Below are 21,458 nucleotides of genomic sequence, written 5' to 3' on the forward strand. Positions count from 1 at the left end.
TTCGCCGGTCCAACGCCGGGGCGGGCCGAATCGTTCCCGCCGGGCCGATCGCTCCCCCGGCGAGCCGATCGTTCCCAGGGCCGGCGGCGCCGCGGCCCCGCGAGAATTTCCGGGGCGCCTGTCACCGGACGGAGCGTAACGCCCGAATTAGCGCACCGGTCGCCGACCGGCCATCCGAAAAAATACACCCGTGCACGAAACGGCTCGGGCGAGAAAAACGCCCGCGCCACCGCCTCCGCACACTCTTCCAGTCGAAAAAGTCTCTGCCGCAATCGGTATACCGCGCTCAGCCGTGCTCGGCGTGCCGAATTCCGGCGACGAACAGCGCGCCGCAGAGCACGGTGAACGCCGCGGTGTGCAGAACGGCGCGCAGCACATTCCAACGCACCCACGGGGATTCGTATTCGACGCGCAGCGCGGCCGTATCGGGGATCGAGTTCACGTCGCCCGCCGCGTCCAGCATGTTGTTCAGCGGAACGTTCAGCGCGATCGTGACCGCGAATGCGAACACGTTGAGCGCCAATCCTATTGCGATCCAGAGCAGCACCGCGCGGTTCTCCGGCGCGAGGTGCAGCACCGCGGCGAGCCCGGTGAATCCGATGGTCCCGAGGAACGCGATCAGGAACCACGGATTGATGATGACGACGTTGATCCGCTGCATGACGTCGAGCACCACACGGTCGTCGGTCTGCCGCAGCGCCGGCATCACCGAGATCGCGTAGGCGTAGAACAGCCCGGCGGTCAGCCCGGTGCCGACCACCGCCGCGATCAGGGTGGCGATCCGAATGCCGTTCATGTGACTTCTCCTGCCGGTCGGTGGAACTTCCGGCTTCGAGTCAACCGCCGCGCTGGCCCGCACTCCATACGCCGGAAGCTCGGGCACCTACCGGATCGTCTACAGGTCCCGATCGGAGATGAGCCCGCTCTGCATGGCGAGCCCGGCCAGCCGCACCCGCTTCTGGTTCTGCGGCAGATCCTCCACCCCGAACTTGGCGAAGAGCGCCCGCAGGTGGGTCTTGATCGCGTCGACGCTGAGGAAGAGCTCCTCGGCGATCTGCTGGTTGGAGGCCGGGGTGGCGAACCCGGTGCCGTTCTTGTAGGGCCTGCACAGCGCGACCAGCACCGACCGCTGGGTATCGGTGAGCGAGCGCAGCGTGGGGATGGCGGCGGTGGAGGTGCGGGTCGCGTCGTCGACGCCGCCGGTGAAGTCGTGGAAGGAGAGCAGCGAGGTGCCCATCCGGATCCGGTCGCCCGCCATCAGCCTGCGCCGCCCGACCAGCCGCTCACCGTTGACGAAGGTGCCGTTGCGGGAGAGCCCGTCGTCCACGATGGTCCACTGCGAGCCCAGGTACTCGACCGCCGCGTGCAGCCGCGACACCTCGGCGTCCCAGTTGAGCACCACGTCGGCCTGCGGGGCCCGCCCGATGGTGATCCGCTGGTTCTCCGGCGCGAGCTCCAGCTCGTGCTGGCGCCCGGTGTCGTCGGTGAAACGCAGGAAGGAGCCGCCCGTTCCGGTCACCGCGCCCGATACCTCATCTCTCCCCGTACCGCCGATGACGGTCACCCAACGGCTCTCATGGTGCCGTCTCCGAGGTGCCCTGAGCAAGGCGAAGGGCCGGACAGCCGACGAGCCGCTGCCGGAGTGTCGCACGATTCACCCTGGCAGCGGCTCGTCGCCGGTGGTGCTCAGGCCTTGGCGGCCTTGTTGTAGGCGTCCGTGATGTCGGCCGAGATGCGGCCGCGAGCGGAAACCTTGTGACCGTTCCGGCGCGCCCACTCGCGAATTGCCGCGCTTTGTTCCCGATCGATCGGAACGCGGTTCTTCGGCGCGGCGGTGGCGCCCGTGGCGGCCGCCTTCACCCGGCGCCGCCCGCTCACCCGGCGCGCACTCGAAACCCACTCCTCCAGCCCATCGCGCAGCTTCGCCGCATTCGTGGTGGACAGATCGATCTCGTACGAGACCCCATCGATTGCGAACTCGATGGTCTCGTCCGCGATGGACTCGCCATCGACATCATCGATCAGGCTTACAGTGACCTTCTTTGCCATGAGATGAACGTCCCTTCGAAATCGTGCGACCCTGCTGCCAGGCCGAATACCCGAGGCAAGAATACCTCGAATTCACAGAATTCCAAGACGGCAACCTACATGCAAACGAACGGCTCAGCGGGTGACCGGTCGCACAATTGGGAAGAGTATCGTTTCCCGGATTCCGAGTCCGGTGAGCGCCATCAACAACCGGTCGATTCCCATCCCCGTTCCGGTCGTCGGCGGCATGCCGTGTTCCATCGCGGCGAGGAAGTCCTCGTCCAGAACCATGGCCTCGTCGTCGCCCGCAGCGGCCAGCCGCGCCTGATCCACGAACCGTTCCCGCTGGATCACCGGATCCACCAACTCCGAATATCCGGTAGCCAGCTCGAAGCCGCGGACATACAGATCCCACTTCTCGGTGACGCCCGCGCGGGTCCGGTGCTGCCGGGTGAGCGGTGATGTCTCCACCGGGAAGTCGCGCACGAAAGTCGGGGCGTAGAGCTTGTCGCCATAGGTGTGTTCCCACAGTTCCTCGACGAGTTTGCCGTGGCCATAGCCCTTGCCCTGCGGTATTTCCAGCCCGACCCGCTCGGCATGGCCGATCAATTCCGCCACCGTGGTTTCCGGCGTGATCTCGGCGCCGAGCGCCTCGGAGACCGAGGGATACATCTCGACCGTGGTCCACTCCCCGGACAGGTCGTATTCGGTGCCGTCGGCCAGGATCACCCGCTGTGTGCCGAGCGCCTCCTGCGCCACTTCCTGCACCAATTCCCGGATCATCCGGGCCGACTCGTCGTAGGTGGCGTATGCCTCGTAGGTTTCCAGCATCGCGAACTCCGGCGAATGCGTGGAGTCGGCGCCCTCGTTGCGGAAGTTGCGGTTGATCTCGAAGACCTTCTCCAAGCCGCCGACCACGCAGCGCTTGAGGAACAATTCCGGCGCGATGCGCAGGTAGAGGTCCATATCGAGGGCATTCGAGTGGGTCACGAAGGGGCGCGCGGCGGCGCCGCCGTGCAGCGTCTGCAGCATCGGCGTCTCGACCTCGAGGAAGCCCCTGCGCTCCAGCGCGGAGCGCAGCGCGCGCACCACGGCCACCCGGGTGCGGGCATTGCGCCGCGCCTCGGGGCGCACCACGAGATCCACGTAGCGCTGCCGCACCCTGGATTCCTCGCTCAGCTCCTTGTGCGCCACCGGGAGAGGGCGCAGCGCCTTGGCCGATATCGACCAGGAATCGGCCATGATGCTCAATTCGCCGGTGCGCGAGGAGATCACCTCGCCGTGCACGTAGACGAAATCGCCGAGATCCACGTCGGCCTTCCAGGCGGCGAGCGAATCCGCGCCGACGCCGTTCAGGCTGATCATCGCCTGCAGTTTGGTGCCGTCGCCCTCCTGCAGCTGCGCGAAGCAGAGTTTGCCGGTATTTCGCACGAAGATGACGCGCCCGGCGACCCCGGCGTGCAGCCCGGTCGCGGTATCGGCCGCGAGCTCGGGGTAGGCGGCCCTGATCTCGGCCAGCGTGTGGGTGCGCGGCACGATCACCGGGTAGGGCTCGCGCCCCTCCGCGAGCAGCCGCTCCCGCTTCTCGCGGCGAATACGCATCTGCTCGGGTACGTCGGGATCGAGGGATCCCGCTGCCGATGACCTGTTCGCGGTGCTCACAAGCCCCAACCCTAGCCGGGGCGAGAGGACTCCGATAAATCAGAGCGTCGCCAGCGAGGCGACCTCCCTGGCGAAGTGCGGCACCCGGATCCCGGCGTGCAGCAGCCCCGCCGCCTCCAGCCCGCGGTACCCGCCCGCGAGGTCGGTGGCATTGTGCAGCCCGAGCTCCTGCAGCGCGGCCGCGGCCAGGCTGGAGGTGTACCCCTCGGAGCAGACGATGACCCACTCCACGTCGTGGTCGGCGGCGAGCGCGATCCGGGCGGAGCTGCTCGGGTCGAGCCGCCACTCCAGCACATTGCGCTCGATCACCAGCGCGCCGGGCAGCGCGCCCTCCCGTGCCCGCTGGGCCTGCGGGCGGATGTCGACCGGGACGGCGCCGCGCTCCAGCGCGGCCGGGTACTCGTGCGTCTGCAGCCTGCGCAGCCGGGCGCGGGCGTTCTGCAGCATCTGATCGATGGTCAGCGTGGCCATCACATATCACCTTCGGGCTGGTCGGTGAGGACGGTACGGGTGCGGCGCAGCGTGCCGTGGCCGGTCACCTCGTAGTAGGACATGGCGGTGAGCGGCGGCGAGTAGGCGTGCACGCTCAGCGTCGGTTCGGTGGCGGGGTCGGCGACCGGGGAGTCCGGCGCCCGCATGACGTCGTGCACCCAGCCGATCGGGAACGAGCCCTGGTCGCCCGCCTCCAGCGTGCGGTGCCTGAGTTCGCTTCCGTTCCAGCGGTATTCGGCGAGCGCGCCGCTGAGCACGGTGAGCGCGCCGAGCGAGCCGGCGTGGTCGTGCAGCTCGGTGGACTTGCCCGGCGTCCAGCTGATCAGCCAGACGTCGACCTCGTCGTCGGAGCTGAGCCTGCTGGCCCAGCGCTCCTCGACCGGCCACTGCCCGCCGTGCGGGAGCAGGTGGTCGTACCGGCCTGCCAGCACGTCCTCGGCGCCCTCGTCGGTGAGGCGCAGCAGGTCGGCGGGGCGCAAGCGGGTGGGAAGGGCGGGCGCCGTCGAGCGGTCGACCGGCGGCAGCGAGGACTTGGTATCACGGGCCGCGGTGTAGGAACGCGGCAGGGAGAGAACGGAAGAACGCACGAGCGGATCTCCAGGAGTCGGCAACGGTCGAGGGCGCGATGCCTCGAACGGTCGAGGCGGCTAGCCTCGACAACACTCCTGGGGACGCGTGCCGTTGATCACGGCGGTTAGCTTAGCAGCGCCGCGGGGGCGGCACCAGCGGCTGTGCGCTCGGCCACGTCAGCCCCGCTTCCGCTGCTGATTGCGCTCGTAGACGAGCCGCAGCCCGGTCAGCGTGAGGTGGGGCTCGTAGTGGTCGATGGTCTCCGACTCGGGCACGATGAGCGGCGCGACGGCGCCGGTGGCGACCACCGTGACATCGTTGCCCGCGAAGGCGTCGACCTCGTCCCGCACCCGGTCGATCAACCCGTCCACCAGCCCGGCGAAGCCGAAGACGGCGCCGGACTGGATGGCCTCGACGGTGTTCTTGCCGACCACGCCGCGCGGCCGGGCCAGCTCGACCCGGCGCAGCGCGGCCCGCTCGATCAGCGCCTCGCTCGCGATCTCCACACCCGGCGCGAGCACGCCGCCGAGGAACTCGCCCTTCGCCGAGACCAGGTCCACGGTGGTCGCGGTGCCGAAGTCGACCACGATGGCCGCGCCCTGGTACCGGTGGTAGGCGGCGAGCGCGTTCACGATCCGGTCCGCGCCGATCTCCTTGGGGTTGTCCACCAGCAGCGGGATGCCGGTGCGCACCCCCGGCTCGACCACCACGTGCGCGACGTGGTCGTAGTACCGCTCCAGCATGGTGCGCAGCTCGCGCAGCACCGGCGGCACGGTGGCCAGCGCGACCACCCCGATCACCTCGTCCAGCCGCCCGCCGACCAGCCCGCGCAGGTACATGGCGAACTCGTCGGCGGTCATCAGCGGGTCGGTGCGCATCCGCCACTGCCGGACCAGGCTCGCGTGCCCGCCGCTGCCGGAGAACAGCCCGATCTCCGTGCTCGTGGTGCGGACGTCGACGGCGAGCAGCATGTCAGGCGGTCGTCAGCGTGCGCGGGGTGAGCAGCCCCGACCCCGCCGGCGCGTGCGCCGGGTCGGAGCCGAGCTCGATGGCCCGGTTCCGATCGTCCACGAAGACCACCCGCGGGGTGTACGCCCGCACCTCGGCCTCGTCCATCATCCCGTAGGCGATGAGGATCACCAGGTCGCCCGGGTGCACGAGGTGGGCGGCGGCGCCGTTGATGCCGATCACGCCGGAGCCGCGCTCGCCGGCGATGACGTAGGTCTCCAGCCGGGCGCCGTTGTCGATGTCGACGATGCAGACCTGCTCGCCCTCCAGCAGGTCGGCGGCGTCGAGCAGGTCTTGGTCGACGGTGACCGAGCCGACGTAGTGCAGGTCGGCGTGGGTCACCGTGGCCCGGTGGATCTTGGACTTCATCATGGTGCGCAACATCGCGTCGTCGCCTCTCTCTACTGCGCGGACGCCGTGGCCGCGGGGGTGGTTGGGTGGCCGTCGATCGGGGCGCCGAGCGTGACGGCGACATTGTCGATGAGGCGGGTGGCGCCGACCTTGGCGGCGACCAGTAGCCGGGCCCGCCCGGACTCCGGGGCCGGGCCGAGCGCGGCGGAGCGCAGCTCCAGGTAGTGCGGCTCGATGCCGGGTTCGGCGTCGAGCACCTGCCGCGCGGCGGCGAGCACCGCGGCGGCGCCGAGCCCGCCCGCGTGGCTGCCCGCGGCCAGCGCCGCGGAGAGCGCGAGCGCGGCGGCGCGCTGCTCGGGGTCGAGGTAGCGGTTGCGCGAGGAGAGCGCGAGGCCGTCCGGCTCGCGCACCGTCGGTACCGCCACGACGGTGGTGTCGAAGTTCAGGTCGCGCACCATCTCCCTGATCAGGGTGAGCTGCTGGTAGTCCTTCTCGCCGAAGAAGGCTTCGGTGGGCCGTGCGATCTGCAGCAGCTTGGCGACCACGGTGAGCATGCCCGCGAAGTGCGTCGGACGGCTGGCGCCCTCCAGCTCGGCGCCGACTGGACCCGGGTGCACGGTGGTGCGCGGGCCGTCCGGGTACATCTGCGCGACCGATGGCGCGAAGACCAGCTCGACGCCCTCGCCGCGGAGCAGCTCCACGTCGGCGTCCAGGGTGCGGGGGTAGCGGTCGAGATCCTCGTTCGCGCCGAACTGCAGCGGGTTGACGAAGATCGAGACGATCACCACCTGATTGGTGCGCTTGGCCCGGCGCACCAGCTCGAGGTGGCCCTCGTGCAGCGCGCCCATGGTGGGAACCAGCGCGACGGTGCGGCCGACGGCGCGCAGCGCCCGCGCCACCGACCCGAGCACCGCGGGGTCGTGGTGCACGGTGAGCTGGCCTGCCTTGAAGGTTCCGCGCAGCTTGGGGTCCATCAACGAGGTCCTTCCAGCAGTTCGAGCAGGGCGGGGGCGGAGCGGGCGCGCTGCGCGGTGCGCAGCGAGAGCGCCCGGTAGCCGTCGGCGATCCGCGGGTCGGCCGCCGACAGCGCGGCCAGGTGCGCGGCGACGGCGGCGGTGTCGCCGCGGGCGACCGGGCCGGTGAGCGCCGACTGGCCGCGGCGCAGCGCATTGTCCAGCGCGGCCGAGGCGAGCGGGGCGAGCAGCCGCTCGGCCAGCCCGCCCGGCTGCTCGTCGACGGCCTGCTGGCCGAGCAGCCCGGGCCCGGCGAGCGCGGCGCGCAGCGCGTCGACGGCGTCCAGGATCACGGTCACCAGGTGGTTGCTGCCGTGCGCCAGCGCGGCGTGGTAGAGGGCGCGGTGCTCCTCGGGCACCCGCACCGGCTCGCCGTCCATCTCGATCACCAGCGACTGCGCGATGGCGTAGCCGACCTCGTCGGCGGCGGTGATCCCGAAGCAGGCGTTGCCCAGCCGGGCCAGGTCCTCGTCGTGGCCGGTGAAGGTCATGGCGGGGTGGATGGCGAGCGGCAGCGCGCCCTGCGCGGTGAGCGGGGCGAGCACGGCGATTCCGTTCGCCCCCGAGGTATGCGCGACGATGGTGCCCGGCCGTAGCACGCCCGCTGTCGCCAGCCCGGCCACCAGGCCGGGCAGCTCGGCGTCGGGCACGGCGAGCAGCAGCAGCTCACTGCGGGCCGCGACCTGCTGCGCGGGCAGGATCTCGGAGTCGGGCAACCGGGTGGTCGCGCGCTGGATGGAGGCGCCGGAGATGGCGGCGACGCCGAACACCACGTGCCCGGCGCGCTCGAGCGCCGCGCCGAGCGCCGAACCGACGCGTCCCGCCGAGACGATTCCCACCGTCAGGCGTGCGGGCGCGGGGTCGAGGCCGGGCGTGGCAGCAGAATCCACGCTTCTCGAGGTCAACACTGTCCTCTCGATGTCGTTCCAGTCCCGCTTGGCGGGTACCGGACGGTACGACACGAGGATATAGAGCGACGCCGAGCCGACGCCACGGGGCGCGAGGGTGATCTACGCCGCAGCGGCTCAGCTGCCGCGCTTCTGCTCCGACTGCAGGTTGGCCATGATCTCGGCGACCGAGAGCCGCCGGGTGGACGGATCCTCCTCGGTATCGGCCCTGCGGCGGCGCCGCGCGCTCGGGGTGCCGATCGCGCCGCCCGCGCCCCTGCCCGGGGTCGCGGCCGGATCCGCCGGGTCGGCGGGCGGGGTGCTCGGCAGGCCGTAGGTGGAGGTGACCGCGGCGTCGGGGGTGGCAGACGAGCCGGAGACCGACGAGGTCGGGGTGCCGACCGAGGCGCGGGCCGGGTTCACCACCGGGCCGGTGGTGGCGCCTGCGGCCGGGTCGGGGGGCACGGTGAGCCGCGGCTCCGCCGGGTGGTCCGCGGTCGGCCACGACCCCGCGGTCTTGCCTGTCGACGCCTGCGCGCCCGGCTTGCTCGCGGCCGGGCGCGCGCCCGCCGCCTTGCTCGCGGGCGCGGCGGCGGCCGGCTTGCTGAGCCGCGGCGGGACCGCGCGCTGCGGGCCGGTGTCGGCGTCGTCGTCCGGCCCGGGGGCCCGGCGGCCGGGGTGCTCGGCACCGCCCTGCGGCTCCTTGACCTCCCACGGCCACTTGGGCTGCTCCGCGCCCCGCCCCGGCGGCGACCAGACGGTGGAGCCGTGCGGCGGGTCGGCGGGCGCCTCGCTGAAGGCGCCCGACCAGCCGGGGGCGCGGTCCAGGTCCTCCTCCGGGACGGTCGCCGTCTCGGCGGTGACCGGCTCGTCGTAGGGGGTGGCGAAGCTCGGTGGCGCCGGGTGCCCCGGCTCGAAGACCGGGGTCGGCCATTCGGCATTCGACGAGCTACCGTTCGCCGCCGCGGCGGCGCGGCCAGGGAGTTCGTGCACCCGGGTGGCGTCGGCGTGCAGCGCGGGCCGTTGCCCCGGCAGATCGCCGTCGAAGAGCCGCTGCAGATTGGCGCGCAGTACGGCCAGCTCGCCGCGCAGCGCCGCCAGTTCGGCGGCGTCCGCCCCGACCTCGTGGCGGACCCGCGACTCGACGCCGAGCTCGTACTCGCGCCGGGCCGACACCTCGCGCTCCAGCTGCAGTTCGTAGACGGTCTGCAGATCACGGACCTTGGCCCGGTCGACCGCCGATTCCTTGCGATAACGCGTGGCAGCGAGCGCGCCGATGGCCGCCGCCCAGAGCGCGGCCACCAGCCCGACCCGGACGAACTGCAGACTGTTGCTGAAGACCAGGAAAATACTGGCAACCAGCCCGAGCAGGACCAGGGTGCCGACGAAGAACTTTCCCGCATCATCCCGCCGTCGACGGGAAGCGCTGCTACGGGAGGGTGGAACCATGCCCGCAAGGGTAGCCGGGTTGCTCCGCACCGAACACCGCCGCGCTGATTATTTCCATTCGAAAGATTTGCTAAGTAGTAGCCGCATCGTCGGTCGGGTCGTCGGGGGCGCGGCAGCAATACTCGAGCCACAGTGCCGCCGCGAGCAGGCAGAGCCCGGCGATCAGCCCGACCACCGCGCTCGGCGCATCCGCCGCGGCGGCGTCGAGGGTGCCGCTGCGCGGGAAGACCCAGAGCAGGAAACCCAGCCAGATGCCGGACACCAGCGCGCCGACCTGGATCGACGCCTTGGCCAGCGCCACCGCCCGCGCCGCGGTGATCGGGTGCAGCCTGCGCGGCCCGGTGCCGATCCGGTCGTCCTGCACGCGCTGCCTGATCACGAAGGCCAGCGCGACCTCGATCGCGGCCACCGGGTACAGCGACGCACCCGCGAACACCGAGATCGGCGGAAATCGCCCGTAGGCCACCCTGGTGACGATCCAGGTGGCGATGGCGGCGGTCAGCACGGTGACCACCAGGTCGAAGACCCTGGCGGGTTTCAGCTTCACCGCAGCCCCGCCGCCCCGATGTCGTCGCCGGTGCGGTGCACGCCGTCCCGCTCGGCGGGGTCGAGCGCGGCCAGCCAGTCGCGCACCGGCCGGGTCGCCCCGGCGGCGGTGAGCACCGCGTCGGGCTCGACATCGAGCCAGGGCGCGAGCACGAAGGCGCGGCGGTGCGCCCGCGGGTGCGGCAGCGTGAGCCAGGGGTCGGCGCTGCGCACCGGCCCCGCCTCGGTGCCGCACCACACCACGTCGACGTCGAGGGTGCGCGGGCCCCAGTGCACCTCGCGCACCCGGCCCGCGGCGTCCTCCAGCGCGGCGCCGTGCCGCAGCCAGTCGGCGGGCTCGTAGGCCGGGTCGTCGGCGAGCAGCACGGCGTTCAGGAAGTCGTCCTGCTCGACCCCGCCCCACGGCGCGGTGCGGTACACCGGGGAGACTGCGGCGACCCGCGGCCCGAACCCGGCGACCACCGCGCGCAGCCGGGCGAGCCGGTCGCCCAGATTGGAGCCGATGGAGAGCACCGCGCGGCTCATCCGCGCTCCCGGCGGGTGACCACCCTGACGTCGGCGAAGGTGTGCGGGATCGGCGCGGAGGGCTTGTGCAGCACCACCTCGGCGGCGTGCACCCTCGGGTCGGTCATGATGTCGTCGGCGATCTCGGTGACCACCGTCTCGATGAGGTTGCGGGGCTGGCCCTGCACGATCGCCACCGCGCGCCCGGCCAGCGCGCCGTAGTCGACGGTGGCGGCCAGGTCGTCGCTGGCGGCGGCGGCGCTGAAATCGAGCCAGAGCGTCAGGTCGACGAGGAACTCCTGGCCGTCCCTGCGCTCGTGCTCGAAGACGCCGTGCCTGCCGAAGGCGGTGAGGCCGCGCAGCTCGATGCGGGAGAGGTCGGCTCGGGTCATTCAGCGCACTCCAGGGGTGAGGGGCCGGGCGGCGCGCTGCCAGGCATCGACGACGGCGATGGCATCGGCCGAGCTGCGCACGTCGTGCACCCGGACGCCCCAGGCGCCGTGCAGCGCGGCCAGCGCGGAGATGGTGGCGGTGGCTGACTCCCTGCCGTCCGGCGGCCGCGGCCCGGCCGCGTCGCCGAGCAGCGTGCCGAGGAAGCGCTTGCGCGAGGCGCCGACCAGCACCGGGAAGCCGTGCCGGACCAGCTGCGGGAGCGCGGCGAGCAGCGCCCAGTTGTGCTCGGCGTTCTTGGCGAAGCCGAGCCCGGGGTCGAGCACGATCCGGTCGGCCCGAACCCCGGCAGCCAGCGCGAGCTCGACCTGGGCGGTGAGCTCGGTCAGCACCTCGGCGACCACGTCGTCGTAGTGGTCGGCCGGGCCGGTGTGCCGGAAGCCGGTGCTGCCCCGCCAGTGCATGAGGACCCACGGCGCCCCCGCGGCCGCGACCACCCGGACCATGTCCGGGTCGGCGCGCCCGCCGGAGACGTCGTTGACCACGGTGACCCCGGCCGCGAGCGCCGCCTCCGCGACGCTCGCCCGCATGGTGTCGACGCTGACCGGGACCCCGGCCGCGACCAGCCCGCGGATCACCGGGACCACCCGCGCCGCCTCGGTCGCCGGGTCGACCCGGACCGCGCCGGGCCTGGTGGACTCGCCACCCACGTCCACCAGGTCGGCGCCTGCCTCGTAGAGCGCTATGCCGTGCGCGATGGCGTGCTCCGGGTCCAGGTAGCGGCCGCCGTCGGAGAAGGAGTCGCTGGTGACGTTGACGACGCCCATCACCAGGCAGGAGCGGCCCGCCCGGGAGCCGATACCGGCGAGCCCGGTCACCGTGTGCTCACTTCCGCAGGATCAGGTCCAGGGCCTCGGAACGGGAGGCGGGGTTGGACTGCAGCATGCCGCGCAGCGCCGAGGTGGTGGTGCTCGCGCCCGGCTTGCGGATGCCGCGCATGGCCATGCACAGGTGCTCCGCCTCGATCACCACGATGGCGCCGCGCGGGTCCAGCTTGCGCATGAGGGCGTCGGCGATCTGGCTGGTCAGCCGCTCCTGCACCTGCGGGCGCTTGGCGTAGAGATCGACCAGCCTGGCCAGCTTGGAGAGCCCGGTGACCCGGCCGTGCGGGCCGGGAATGTAGCCGACGTGCGCGACGCCGTGGAACGCCACCAGGTGGTGCTCACAGGTCGAGTACAGCGGGATGTCCCTGACCAGCACCATCTCTTGGTGCCCCTCGTCGAACGTCGTGTTCAGCACGGCGTCCGGATCCTCGTAGAGCCCGGCGAAGACCTCGCGGTAGGCCCGGGCCACCCGGGACGGGGTGTCGAGCAGCCCGGGCCGGTCGGGATTCTCGCCGACGGCGATCAGCAACTCGCGCACCGCGGCCTCGGCGCGTGGCTGGTCGAATGTGCTTCCGGTCGCCAGCGCGACAGCGTCGCGTGCGGGCGCGTCGATCCGTACGCCGTCCTCGTTCATCAGGTCGACGGCGCCGCCGTTCTGGCTGGCCGATTTCTCGTTGGCCGTCATCACGGACACCTCCAATCTCGGTGCGGGCGAAAGACCCGAACACCCCAGTGCCGAGCCTAATGCGCAGCGAATCAGCGGCGACCGTTCGGTCCGTCCCAGTCCGGGTTGTCCTGGTGACCCTCGTCACCGGGGTAGCGGCCCTGCTCACCGGGGTAGCCCTGGTCGTACCCCGGCTCCGAGCCGTAGCCGGGCTCGCCCTGGTAACCGCGGCCCTGCCCCTCCCGGTTCCACGGCCTGGCGCCGGGGCGCTGCTGCTCGCCGGGGCCGTACGGGTTGCCCTGGCGCGGGTCGTCCTCGCGCGGCGGCCAGCCGGGGGCCGACCAGCCGGCGGGGGCGCCGTAGTCGGGGCGGGAGCCGTGCGTTCCGGTGGCGCCGGCGCCCGGCCTGCCGTACCCCTGGCCCTGCGGCTGCCCCGGCGGGCGCCCGCCCTGGTACCCCTGCGGCCTGCCCTGGTACCCGGCGGCGCCGTTCGGCACCGCGGGTGCGCCGTTGGCACCGGCGTGCGCGCCGCTCGGCTGCCGCACGGGCAGCGCGGCGATCGGCTCGGGCGGCCACTTCTCGCCGCGCTCGGCGGCCAGCTCGCCCGGGGTCTTGACCGGCGGCTTGTCCGAGGGGACGCGCTCGCCGAAGTCGTTGAACGCGGTGATCCGCGGCCGCTTCTCCACCTGGGTGAAGATCTGCTCCAGATCCTTGCGGTGCAGCGTCTCCCGCTCCAGCAGCGCGGTGGCCAGATCGTCGAGCACGTCGCGGTACTCGTTCAGGATCGACCACGCCTCGGTGTGCGCGGCCTCGATCAGGTTGCGCACCTCCTCGTCGATGGCGCCCGCGACCTCGTGCGAGTAGTCCGACTGCACGCCCATCGAGCGGCCGAGGAACGGGTCGCCCTGCTCCTGGCCGTAGCGGACGGCGCCGAGCCTGGCGCTCATGCCGTACTCGGTGACCATCGCCCTGGCGATCTTGGTGGCCTGGTCGATATCGGAGGAGGCGCCGGTGGTCGGCTCGCGGAACACCAGCTCCTCGGCCGCGCGGCCACCCATCGCCATGACCAGCCTGGCGATCATCTCGGAGCGGGTCATCAGCCCCTTGTCGTCCTCGGGCACGGTCATGGCGTGGCCGCCGGTGCGGCCGCGGGCCAGGATGGTGACCTTGTAGACCGGCTCGATATCCGGCATCGCCCAGGCGGCGAGGGTGTGCCCGCCCTCGTGGTACGCGGTGATCTTCTTCTCGTGCTCGCTGATGATCCGGCTCTTCCGGCGCGGGCCGCCGATCACCCGATCCACCGACTCCTCCAGCGCCTCGCCGGTGATCACCGAGCCGTTCTCGCGCGCGGTGAGCAGCGCGGCCTCGTTGATCACATTGGCGAGGTCGGCGCCGGACATGCCGACGGTGCGCTTGGCCAGCCCGTCCAGGTCGGCCTCGGCCGCGATCGGCTTGCCCTGCGAGTGCACCCGCAGGATGGCGCGGCGCCCGGCCAGATCCGGGTTGCCCACCGGGATCTGCCGATCGAAGCGGCCGGGGCGGAGCAGCGCGGGATCCAAGATGTCGGGCCGGTTGGTGGCCGCGATCAGGATGATGCCGGTGCGGTCGCCGAAGCCGTCCATCTCGACCAGCAACTGGTTCAGGGTCTGCTCGCGCTCGTCGTGGCCGCCGCCGAGCCCGGCGCCGCGCTGGCGCCCGACCGCGTCGATCTCGTCCACGAAGATGATGCAGGGGCTGTTCTGCTTGGCCTGCTCGAACAGGTCGCGCACCCGGGAGGCGCCGACGCCGACGAACATCTCGACGAAGTCCGAGCCGGAGATGGTGAAGAACGGCACCCCGGCCTCGCCCGCGACGGCGCGCGCCAGCAGCGTCTTGCCGGTGCCGGGCGGGCCGTAGAGCAGCACGCCCTTCGGGATCTTGGCGCCGAGCGCCTGGTAGCGCACCGGGTTCTGCAGGAAGTCCTTGATCTCGTAGAGCTCCTCGACCGCCTCGTCCGCGCCCGCGACGTCGGCGAAGGTGGTCTTCGGCATGTCCTTGCTCAGCTGCTTGGCCTTGGACTTGCCGAAGCCCATCATCCCGCCGCGGCCGCCGCCCTGCATGCGCGCCATGACGAAGATGAAGAGGCCGAGCAGGATCACCATCGGCAGCACGAACAGCAGGATCTGGGTGAACCAGCTCTCCTGCTTGACCACCGTGTTGTACGGGGCACCGGACTGCCGCACCGCGTCGAAGATCTGCGCGGAGGTCTCGCTGCCGCCGGGGTACTTGGTGAGGATCCTGGACTCGCCGCCGGTCGCGTCGTTGCCGTTGTTCAGCTCGATCCGGAGCTGCTGCTCGCGGTCATCGATCTGCACGTTCTTGACGTTCGGCTTGTCCGCCAGCTGGCTGAGGGCCACCGAGGTGTCGACGCTCTTCCAGCCGCGGGTGTCGTTGCCGAACCAGCTGAACGCGTAGATGACCAGCAGAATGCCCGAGACTATGGCCAGGGTGCGGAACACTGTCTTGCGGTTCATAGAGCGTAGGCCGGGCGGCCAGTCCTTTCCGGTGTCTCCGGTTCGTGCCTAGCGATGCGGGTTCGGATGCGGATATGCCACGTTACCGCGTACGGTCTACTCGCATACATCGCACAGTTCGGCTGCCAGGTGCAGTCGACGTGGTAAACGGCCGGGGCGCCGCATTGGTTCCCGAGGAGCCCCGTCCGGCTTATTGCAAGTGGCAACAATCATGGCATGTCCGGCCTATGGTGAGCGACGACACAGCCGCGTCGGCCACGGGCCGGGCGGCGAATCGCGTGGCCAGCGAAGTACCCCGGGCGCGCGAGCGAACCGAACGAGCGCAGGGGGTATGGACATAGTCGAGTTACGGACGCCAACCGCGATCCTGCGGCACGGGCGCGGCCGGCTGGTGGTGTTGCGACCAGGAACCGAGGGTGAGGGCGAGGCAGTCCTCGACGTCCCGATCTCCGACCTGCTCAAGGCGCGGTTGAACCGGCGCGCGGACGATGCCGTCGTGATCGAGATCTACCTGCGCGACCCGGCGCCGCTGCTGGTCGGCGTACCGGCGGACCGCACCCCGCTCCCGGTATTGATCGCCGAGCACGACGTCCCGGCGGCCACCGAGATCGTCGCCCAGCTGAACACCCAGATCCTGGCCGCGCGCCGGGTCGAGATCGAGCAGCCGGACCTGACGCCGCCCGCCCCCACCTGGGGCCGCAACGGCCCGACGCGTGAAGATGTGGACGCGGCGACCCACCGGATGACGCCGCGGCGCGGCGCCGGGCAGGCTGTGGCGGCGTTGCAGCGCTACGTGACGCCGGACGAGTACCTGCTGGAGACGGCGGTGGTCGCGGCGCGGGTGCCGGACACCGGCCAGGGGCTGCTCGCGGCGACCACGACCAGGCTGCTCTTCATCGCGCTCGACCTGCGGGTCGCGCACGAGCTGCCGGTACCGGCGGTGCTCTGGGCGCGCACCGGCGCCGACCGGGAGAGCGACATGCGCACCGTGCTCTCGGTGCACGACGGCTTCCTGACCCTGGAGTTCGTCGCGGGCGAGCGGGCCGACCTGGAGCGGATGGCGCGCGCGGTGAACTTCGCGGTGCGGCTGGAGGCGGCGCACGGCGCCATCGCCCCGCCGGACCCCGGCGTCTCCACGCTCTACGCGGAGTGGGAGCTGCTGGTCGAGCGGCACTCGCTCGGGATGGTGGACGAGAGCCAGTTCCAGCGGTTCGGCCGCGGCATCCTGCGCTCCCTGCCCGATCGCTGCTGAGCCGAGCTACTCGGCGGCGGCGTCCTGCGGCTCCGGCTCAGGGCGGGGGTGCAGGGCGACCCGGCGCCACGGGCTGGTCGGGCGGGTCCAGAGCCGGAGCAGCTCCATTCGGCGGTCGACGCCGCCGTCCTTGAGCACGGCGAGATCCTCGCAGGCCTGCCAGTAGGTCCAGCCGGCCAGGTAGGCGTCGCCGAACTGGCGCCAGTTCCGGTACTTGCGCTGGGCCAGCGGCAGCGCGCGGGCCATGTAGCTCCAGGCGACGTCGGCCTCCAGGTAGCCGGCGGTGTAGGCCATCCTGGCCACCGCCGTCACCCTGGCCAGGTCCCAGGCGTGGATGCAGGTGGCGACCGGGCGGGCCAGATGCGAGGTGAAGCCGATCTTGATCGCTTGACACCAGATGTCGTAGTCGCGGACCAGCGCCTCCGGGTTCTCCATGCCGCGGAAGGCGGCGACCTGCCGGAGGAAAGCGCGGTGCCGGTCGGCGCGCTCGCCGAAGCGGTCCCGCTCGCCCGCGGTCAGCGCCGCGGTGACCAGCGGGTGCACCAGCGCGTAGAGCGGCGCGTGCATGCCCTTCAGCAGCTGCTCCATCGAGGCCTGCGCCTCGGTGCCGTCGGTGATGCCCCAGGCCCCGGTGAGGGTGTCGATGGCGAGCTCGCGGCGGTCGCCGAGCGGGTGCTCGCGCTCCGGGCCGAGCAGCAGCCCGTCGTGGAAGGCGTCCCAGCGCGCGGAGTAGAAGGCACCGAGCGCGAGCGCGCGCAGCCGGTCGTCGTCCAGGTGCGCCCCGGACCAGTGGTCCTCCTCGCGATTGTCCAGCTCCTCGTACGGAAAGGGTGTCGGAGTCGCTTTACCGCGGGAAGGCATACGCCGAGTCTAGGGGCTCCCCCACAGGTCACTGGTTCAGTTGCGCTTCTTGGCCTGACCTCGGGTGCGCCTGGGGGCTATCGTGCATCCATGTGTAGAAACATCACCGTCCTGCGTGGCCTGGAACCCGCCGCCACCGAGCAGGAGATCTATGCTGCCGCACTGCAGTACGTGCGCAAGGTCGGTGGTGTCTCCGGCCTGAGCAGCACCACCAAGCCCGCCGTCGACCGGGCCGTCGCCGCCATCGCCGCGGCGACCACCCAGCTGCTCGCCGAGCTGCCCGACCGCAGGGTGCCGCCGAGCACCGACCCGCCGCTGCGCCGGATCGCCGCGCGCGAGGCCGCGGAGAACAGCGCCGAGTAGCTCAGTCCAGCGCGCCGGGGCCGTAGGCGGCAACGCAGGTGAGCGCGACCTCCAGCGCCAGCCCGCGCTCCTCGACCTGATACCCGAGTAGCTCCTCGACCCGCTGGATCCGGTAGCGCACGGTGTTCTTGTGCACCCCGAGCTGCCGCGCGGTCGCCTCCGGGCTGCGCTGGTGCCGCAGGTAGGCGTGCAGCGTCTCGCGCAGCCGGGTGGTGGCGGCGTCCCGCCCGGCCAGGGCCCGCAGCTCGCGCCGCACCAGCCCGTGCATGGCCGCGCGGTCGACCCCGACCAGGTACGCGACCTCCACCGCGCGGTACTCCGTGACCGGCGCCCCCGAGCGCTCGGCCACCTGCCGCGCCGAGACCGCCTCCCGATGCCCGCGCCGGAACCCGGCGGCGCCGGGGGCGGGCACCCCGAACGCCACCCGCACCGGCTCCTCGACCTCCCCCGCCGCCGGCAGCAGCGGCTCCTCCGGCCCGGCCAGCCGCGCGGCCTGTGCCTCGTCCAGCCCGGCCCACGCCCACATCCCGCTGGCTCCGGAGGCGACGGTGAGCAGCCGGTTGCTACCGAGCGCGGCGCCGATCCGGTGCGCCACCCGGTCCAGCCCGCCGATCACGTCGCCCTCGCCGCCGAACGGCTCGTCGCTCCACAGCACGAAGGCGAGGTGCTGCTGGTTCAGCCGGTAGCCCAGCCGCACCGCGGCCTGCTCGGGGTCGACGTCGTCGCCTGCCAGCAGCGCACGCACCGTCTCGGCCCTGCGGTTCAGGGCGGCGCGCAGCACCTGCTCGCGCTCGGCCAGGTAGGTCTCGGTGAGCAGCTCGACCGAGGTGTTCACCCAGCGGGTGGCGCGCTCGAAGGTACGGACAAGCACGGTGCGCTCGATCTCCGGCGGCGTCTGCCGCTCCTCGAACGATTCGCGCAGGTAGTCGAGGACCGCCTCCAGCCCGACGTGGTAGGTACGGAGCAGCAGCCGCAGGTCGTAGCCGCGCTGCGCGATGGTGCGGGCCAGCGCGTGCACCTCCTCCGGCAGCGGGACGTCGAAGCTGTCGCTGGTCAGCCCGCCGAGCATGAGCCGGGCGTGTGCCCTGGTGCTCGCGGTGAGGTCGCGCCGGATGTCGTGGTCGCGCAGCTCGGGCACCCGGTCCACGATCACCGCGTCGAGCCGCTCGACCACCTGGTCCAGGGTCTGCGTGCGCATGGTCTCGAAGGCGTACTCGGCCAGCCAGTCCCTGATGATCTCGTCGCGCGTGCCGGAAGACATCCGCCGCTCCCTCTTTTGTGCCGCTGTAACAAACCGGCGCCGCTCCGTTGACGGATCGGGCCAAGAATGTCGCCCTCGATTGTGTCATCCTCATAGGCCGGTGAGCTGATTCACAGCGTTTCCGCGGTACACAACGAGGTGGGAGTACAGCCGTGACCAATACCGAGGCCGAGACACCGGCGATCGAGGTCCGCAATCCGGGCACCGGCGACCTGGTCGGCACCGTGCCGGACCAGACCGCCGACGAGGTGGCCGCGGCCGTCAGGGAGCTGCGGCTCTTCCAGCCCGAGTGGGAGGCCATCGGCGCCGACGGGCGCAAGGAATGGCTGATGAAGCTGCAGGACTGGATCATCGACAACACCGAGCAGCTGGCCGACGTGTTGCAGTCGGAGACGAGCAAGCCGCGCGCCGACGCCCTCATCGACCCGGCCTTCGCCACCGACCTGATCGGCTTCTACGCGCGCCGCGCCGGCAAGTTCCTCGCCGACGACCACCCGTCCCCGCACAGCCCGCTGGCCCGGGTCAAGCGGCTGACCACGGTGTACTCGCCGTACCCGGTGGTCGGCGTGATCACCCCGTGGAACTTCCCGCTGGCCATGCCCGCGCTCGACGTGATCCCGGCGCTGGCCGCGGGTGCCGCGGTGGTGCTCAAGCCCTCCGAGGTCACCCCGCTGTCGGCGCTGGAGCTGGCCCGCGGCTGGGCCGAGATCGGCGCCCCTCCGGTCTTCGCGGTGGTCACCGGCGGCGGCGCGACCGGCGCCGCGGTGGTCGACAACGCCGACTACATCCAGTTCACCGGCTCCACCGCGACCGGGAAGAAGATCGCCGCGGCCTGCGTCGAACGCTTGGTGCCGTACAGCCTGGAGCTGGGCGGCAAGGACCCGGCGATCGTGCTGGCCGACGCCGACCTCGAGCGCGCCGCGCACGGCGTCGCCTTCGGCGGCATGTTCAACTCCGGGCAGGTCTGCATCTCGGTGGAGCGGGTCTACGTCGAGGCGCCGGTGTACGACGAGTTCGTCGCCAAGCTCACCGACGCGGTCGCGAACCTGCGGCAGGGGCTGGACGGCAGGGAGTCGAAGCACGACGTCGGCGGGCTGGCGAACGAGGCGCAGGTAGCCATCGTGCAGCGGCACATCGAGGAGGCGGTCGCCGCGGGCGCGACGGTCGCCACCGGCGGCAGGCGCACCGGCCAGGGCACGCTCTTCCAGCCGACGGTGCTGCTCGACGTCGACCACTCCATGTCCTGCATCCGCGAGGAGACCTTCGGCCCGACGCTGCCGGTGGTCAAGGTGGCCGACGAGGCGGAGGCGGTCCGGCTGGCCAACGACTCGCAGTACGGCCTCTCCGCCTCGGTCTGGACCGGCGACAAGGCCCGCGGCGAGCGGGTGGCCAGGCAGCTGAACGCGGGCGCGGTGAACATCAACGACGTCTTCGCCAACCTCTTCAACTTCGCGCTGCCGATGGGCGGCTGGAACCAGTCCGGCATCGGCGCGCGCTGGGGCGGCGCGGCAGGCGTGCGGAAGTACTGCAGGCAGAAGGCGATCACCACCCCGCTGCTGCCCACCACCCAGAAGGAACTGACCTGGTTCCCGTACCAGATGCCGAAGCTCATGGTCGCGCTCGGCGCCATGCGGGCGGCGGGCGCGCGCGGCAGGCGCCGCTTCGACCTGTCCACCGTGCGCAAGATCCAAGGAGGAGACAAGTGGGCACCGCCGTCCGCGGCAAGGTCGTCGTGATCACCGGCGGGGCGCGCGGCATCGGCCTCGCGACCGCCCGCACGCTGCGCGAGCAGGGGGCCAGGATCGCGATCGGCGATATCGACGAGACCACGGTCAAGCAGTCCGGCACCGACCACGACTTCGAGGTCTACGGCAAGCTCGACGTCACCGACGCGGAGTCGTTCACCCGCTTCCTGGACGAGGTGGAGCGCGAACTCGGCCCGATCGACGTGCGGATCAACAATGCCGGGATCATGCCCACCGGCCGGCTCGTGGACGAGCCGGACGCGCTCACCCGGCGCATCCTCGACATCAATGTCTACGGCGTGATCCTGGGCTCCAAGCTGGCGGCGGCCAGGATGCTGCCGCGCGGCAGCGGCCACGTCATCAATATCGCCTCGCTGGCCGGCGAATCGCACATCCCCGGGCTCGCCACCTACAACGCCAGCAAGCACGCGGTGCTCGGCTTCACCGACACGCTGCGCGAGGAGTACCGGGGCACCGGGCTGCACTTCTCCTCGGTACTGCCGACGCTCACCAACACCGAGCTCGGCTCCGGGGTCAGCACGCCGAAGATCATGCCGCCCGCCGAGCCGGAGGACATCGCGGCGGCCATCGCCGCGCTGATCGTCAAGCCGAGGTCCAAGGTGCGGATCACGGCGGTGGCGGGGGCGATCTCCCGGATCGTCAATTTCCTGCCGGAGTCGGTCGGCGATGCCATCGCCCGCTCGCTCGGCGCCTCGCACACCTTCCTCGAGGATGTGGACAGCGACCGCCGTAAGGCATACGAGGATCGCGCCCGCAGCGTGTAGCGCCTGCCCGGCGGCCTTGACACGGGCCACGCAGCACTCTGTGATATATATCACAGAGTGCTGCGCCACTCCGGCTGAGGCATCACATCATCGGACGTCACTGCCCGATCGCCCGATTCGCGCGCCGGTCGCGGCCTTGCACGAGCGACACTGCCGGTTTTCACATTCCGCCTGGTCACACCGGTGCGCGATCGAGCCGAGTTGGACGGAAGTCCGAATGCCCGCAATTC

Annotated in this window: 23 protein-coding genes; 4 read left to right on the plus strand and 19 right to left on the minus strand. The window is 71.6% G+C overall.

Annotated features, from left to right (window positions below; all coding sequences use genetic code 11):
* Window positions 1-286 precede the first annotated feature (286 nt).
* From NH2_RS03235 to ftsH, 17 genes are all read right to left on the minus strand, one after another.
* On the minus strand, window positions 287-796 hold the full coding sequence (locus NH2_RS03235) for an anthrone oxygenase family protein (protein WP_067647961.1): 510 nt from the start codon (window positions 794-796) through the stop codon (window positions 287-289).
* Between the two features lie 99 nt (window positions 797-895).
* On the minus strand, window positions 896-1,519 hold the full coding sequence (locus tag NH2_RS03240; protein ID WP_067647964.1) for an FHA domain-containing protein: 624 nt from the start codon (window positions 1,517-1,519) through the stop codon (window positions 896-898).
* Between the two features lie 167 nt (window positions 1,520-1,686).
* A complete protein-coding gene (locus NH2_RS03245) occupies window positions 1,687-2,049 on the minus strand; it encodes a histone-like nucleoid-structuring protein Lsr2 (protein WP_067647966.1) in 363 nt (120 codons plus the stop codon).
* A 114-nt stretch (window positions 2,050-2,163) separates the two neighbouring features.
* Complete coding sequence (gene lysS / locus NH2_RS03250) at window positions 2,164-3,630, minus strand: lysine--tRNA ligase (RefSeq protein WP_067647969.1); 1,467 nt, start codon at window positions 3,628-3,630, stop codon at window positions 2,164-2,166.
* A 99-nt stretch (window positions 3,631-3,729) separates the two neighbouring features.
* Complete coding sequence (locus NH2_RS03255; RefSeq protein ID WP_067649178.1) at window positions 3,730-4,152, minus strand: rhodanese-like domain-containing protein; 423 nt, start codon at window positions 4,150-4,152, stop codon at window positions 3,730-3,732.
* Between the two features lie 8 nt (window positions 4,153-4,160).
* Window positions 4,161-4,706 carry a cysteine dioxygenase gene (locus NH2_RS03260; RefSeq protein WP_245650443.1) on the minus strand — a complete coding sequence of 182 codons (546 nt, stop codon included), beginning with the start codon at window positions 4,704-4,706 and terminating at the stop codon, window positions 4,161-4,163.
* Between the two features lie 222 nt (window positions 4,707-4,928).
* Window positions 4,929-5,723, minus strand: coding sequence for a type III pantothenate kinase (locus NH2_RS03265; protein ID WP_067647975.1), 795 nt, complete (start codon window positions 5,721-5,723; stop codon window positions 4,929-4,931).
* 1 nt (window position 5,724) lies between these two features.
* Entirely contained in the window at window positions 5,725-6,144 is a 420-nt protein-coding gene (gene panD / locus NH2_RS03270) for an aspartate 1-decarboxylase (protein ID WP_067647977.1), read from the minus strand.
* A gap of 17 nt (window positions 6,145-6,161) precedes the next feature.
* Window positions 6,162-7,085, minus strand: a complete 924-nt coding sequence (gene panC, locus NH2_RS03275; RefSeq protein ID WP_067647980.1) for a pantoate--beta-alanine ligase — start codon at window positions 7,083-7,085, stop codon at window positions 6,162-6,164.
* Complete coding sequence (locus NH2_RS03280; RefSeq protein WP_067647983.1) at window positions 7,085-8,014, minus strand: Rossmann-like and DUF2520 domain-containing protein; 930 nt, start codon at window positions 8,012-8,014, stop codon at window positions 7,085-7,087. Before NH2_RS03280 ends, panC begins: the two co-directional genes overlap by 1 nt.
* A 135-nt stretch (window positions 8,015-8,149) precedes the next feature.
* Entirely contained in the window at window positions 8,150-9,460 is a 1,311-nt protein-coding gene (locus NH2_RS03285; RefSeq protein ID WP_067647985.1) for a DUF6779 domain-containing protein, read from the minus strand.
* 70 nt (window positions 9,461-9,530) lie between these two features.
* The gene (locus tag NH2_RS03290; RefSeq protein WP_218021661.1) at window positions 9,531-10,001 is read right to left on the minus strand and encodes a DUF3180 domain-containing protein; all 471 of its coding nucleotides are present in this window, start codon (window positions 9,999-10,001) and stop codon (window positions 9,531-9,533) included.
* Between the two features lie 2 nt (window positions 10,002-10,003).
* Window positions 10,004-10,531, minus strand: a complete 528-nt coding sequence (folK, locus tag NH2_RS03295) for a 2-amino-4-hydroxy-6-hydroxymethyldihydropteridine diphosphokinase (RefSeq protein WP_067647989.1) — start codon at window positions 10,529-10,531, stop codon at window positions 10,004-10,006.
* Window positions 10,528-10,902, minus strand: a complete 375-nt coding sequence (gene folB / locus NH2_RS03300) for a dihydroneopterin aldolase (protein ID WP_067647991.1) — start codon at window positions 10,900-10,902, stop codon at window positions 10,528-10,530. Before folB ends, folK begins: the two co-directional genes overlap by 4 nt.
* Window positions 10,903-11,727 carry a dihydropteroate synthase gene (gene folP / locus NH2_RS03305; RefSeq protein WP_067649184.1) on the minus strand — a complete coding sequence of 275 codons (825 nt, stop codon included), beginning with the start codon at window positions 11,725-11,727 and terminating at the stop codon, window positions 10,903-10,905.
* 58 nt (window positions 11,728-11,785) lie between these two features.
* A complete protein-coding gene (gene folE, locus NH2_RS03310; protein WP_067649181.1) occupies window positions 11,786-12,418 on the minus strand; it encodes a GTP cyclohydrolase I FolE in 633 nt (210 codons plus the stop codon).
* A 122-nt stretch (window positions 12,419-12,540) separates the two neighbouring features.
* Complete coding sequence (gene ftsH / locus NH2_RS03315; protein WP_067647993.1) at window positions 12,541-14,961, minus strand: ATP-dependent zinc metalloprotease FtsH; 2,421 nt, start codon at window positions 14,959-14,961, stop codon at window positions 12,541-12,543.
* A gap of 394 nt (window positions 14,962-15,355) precedes the next feature.
* Here ftsH and NH2_RS03320 point away from each other — a divergent pair, with 394 nt between their 5' ends.
* Complete coding sequence (locus NH2_RS03320; RefSeq protein ID WP_245650444.1) at window positions 15,356-16,213, plus strand: hypothetical protein; 858 nt, start codon at window positions 15,356-15,358, stop codon at window positions 16,211-16,213.
* 6 nt (window positions 16,214-16,219) lie between these two features.
* Here the strand turns inward: NH2_RS03320 and NH2_RS03325 are convergent, their stop codons facing one another.
* Window positions 16,220-17,074, minus strand: a complete 855-nt coding sequence (locus NH2_RS03325; RefSeq protein ID WP_067647999.1) for a DUF1266 domain-containing protein — start codon at window positions 17,072-17,074, stop codon at window positions 16,220-16,222.
* A gap of 90 nt (window positions 17,075-17,164) precedes the next feature.
* Between NH2_RS03325 and NH2_RS03330 the strand changes: the two genes are divergently transcribed.
* Entirely contained in the window at window positions 17,165-17,437 is a 273-nt protein-coding gene (locus NH2_RS03330) for a DUF2277 domain-containing protein (protein ID WP_067648002.1), read from the plus strand.
* Between the two features lies 1 nt (window position 17,438).
* On the opposite strand, the gene NH2_RS03335 is transcribed toward NH2_RS03330, so the two are convergent.
* The gene (locus NH2_RS03335) at window positions 17,439-18,698 is read right to left on the minus strand and encodes a PucR family transcriptional regulator (RefSeq protein WP_067648005.1); all 1,260 of its coding nucleotides are present in this window, start codon (window positions 18,696-18,698) and stop codon (window positions 17,439-17,441) included.
* A gap of 152 nt (window positions 18,699-18,850) precedes the next feature.
* Between NH2_RS03335 and NH2_RS03340 the strand changes: the two genes are divergently transcribed.
* Entirely contained in the window at window positions 18,851-20,434 is a 1,584-nt protein-coding gene (locus NH2_RS03340) for an aldehyde dehydrogenase family protein (RefSeq protein WP_067648008.1), read from the plus strand.
* Window positions 20,401-21,228 (plus strand): SDR family oxidoreductase, encoded by an 828-nt coding sequence (locus NH2_RS03345; protein WP_067648011.1) that lies wholly within the window; start codon window positions 20,401-20,403, stop codon window positions 21,226-21,228. The genes NH2_RS03340 and NH2_RS03345 overlap by 34 nt, the downstream gene beginning before the upstream one ends.
* The last annotated feature ends 230 nt before the right edge of the window (window positions 21,229-21,458 follow it).

The sequence above is a fragment of the Nocardia harenae NBRC 108248 genome (genome assembly GCF_001612885.1).
GTDB classification, from domain to species: domain Bacteria; phylum Actinomycetota; class Actinomycetes; order Mycobacteriales; family Mycobacteriaceae; genus Nocardia; species Nocardia harenae.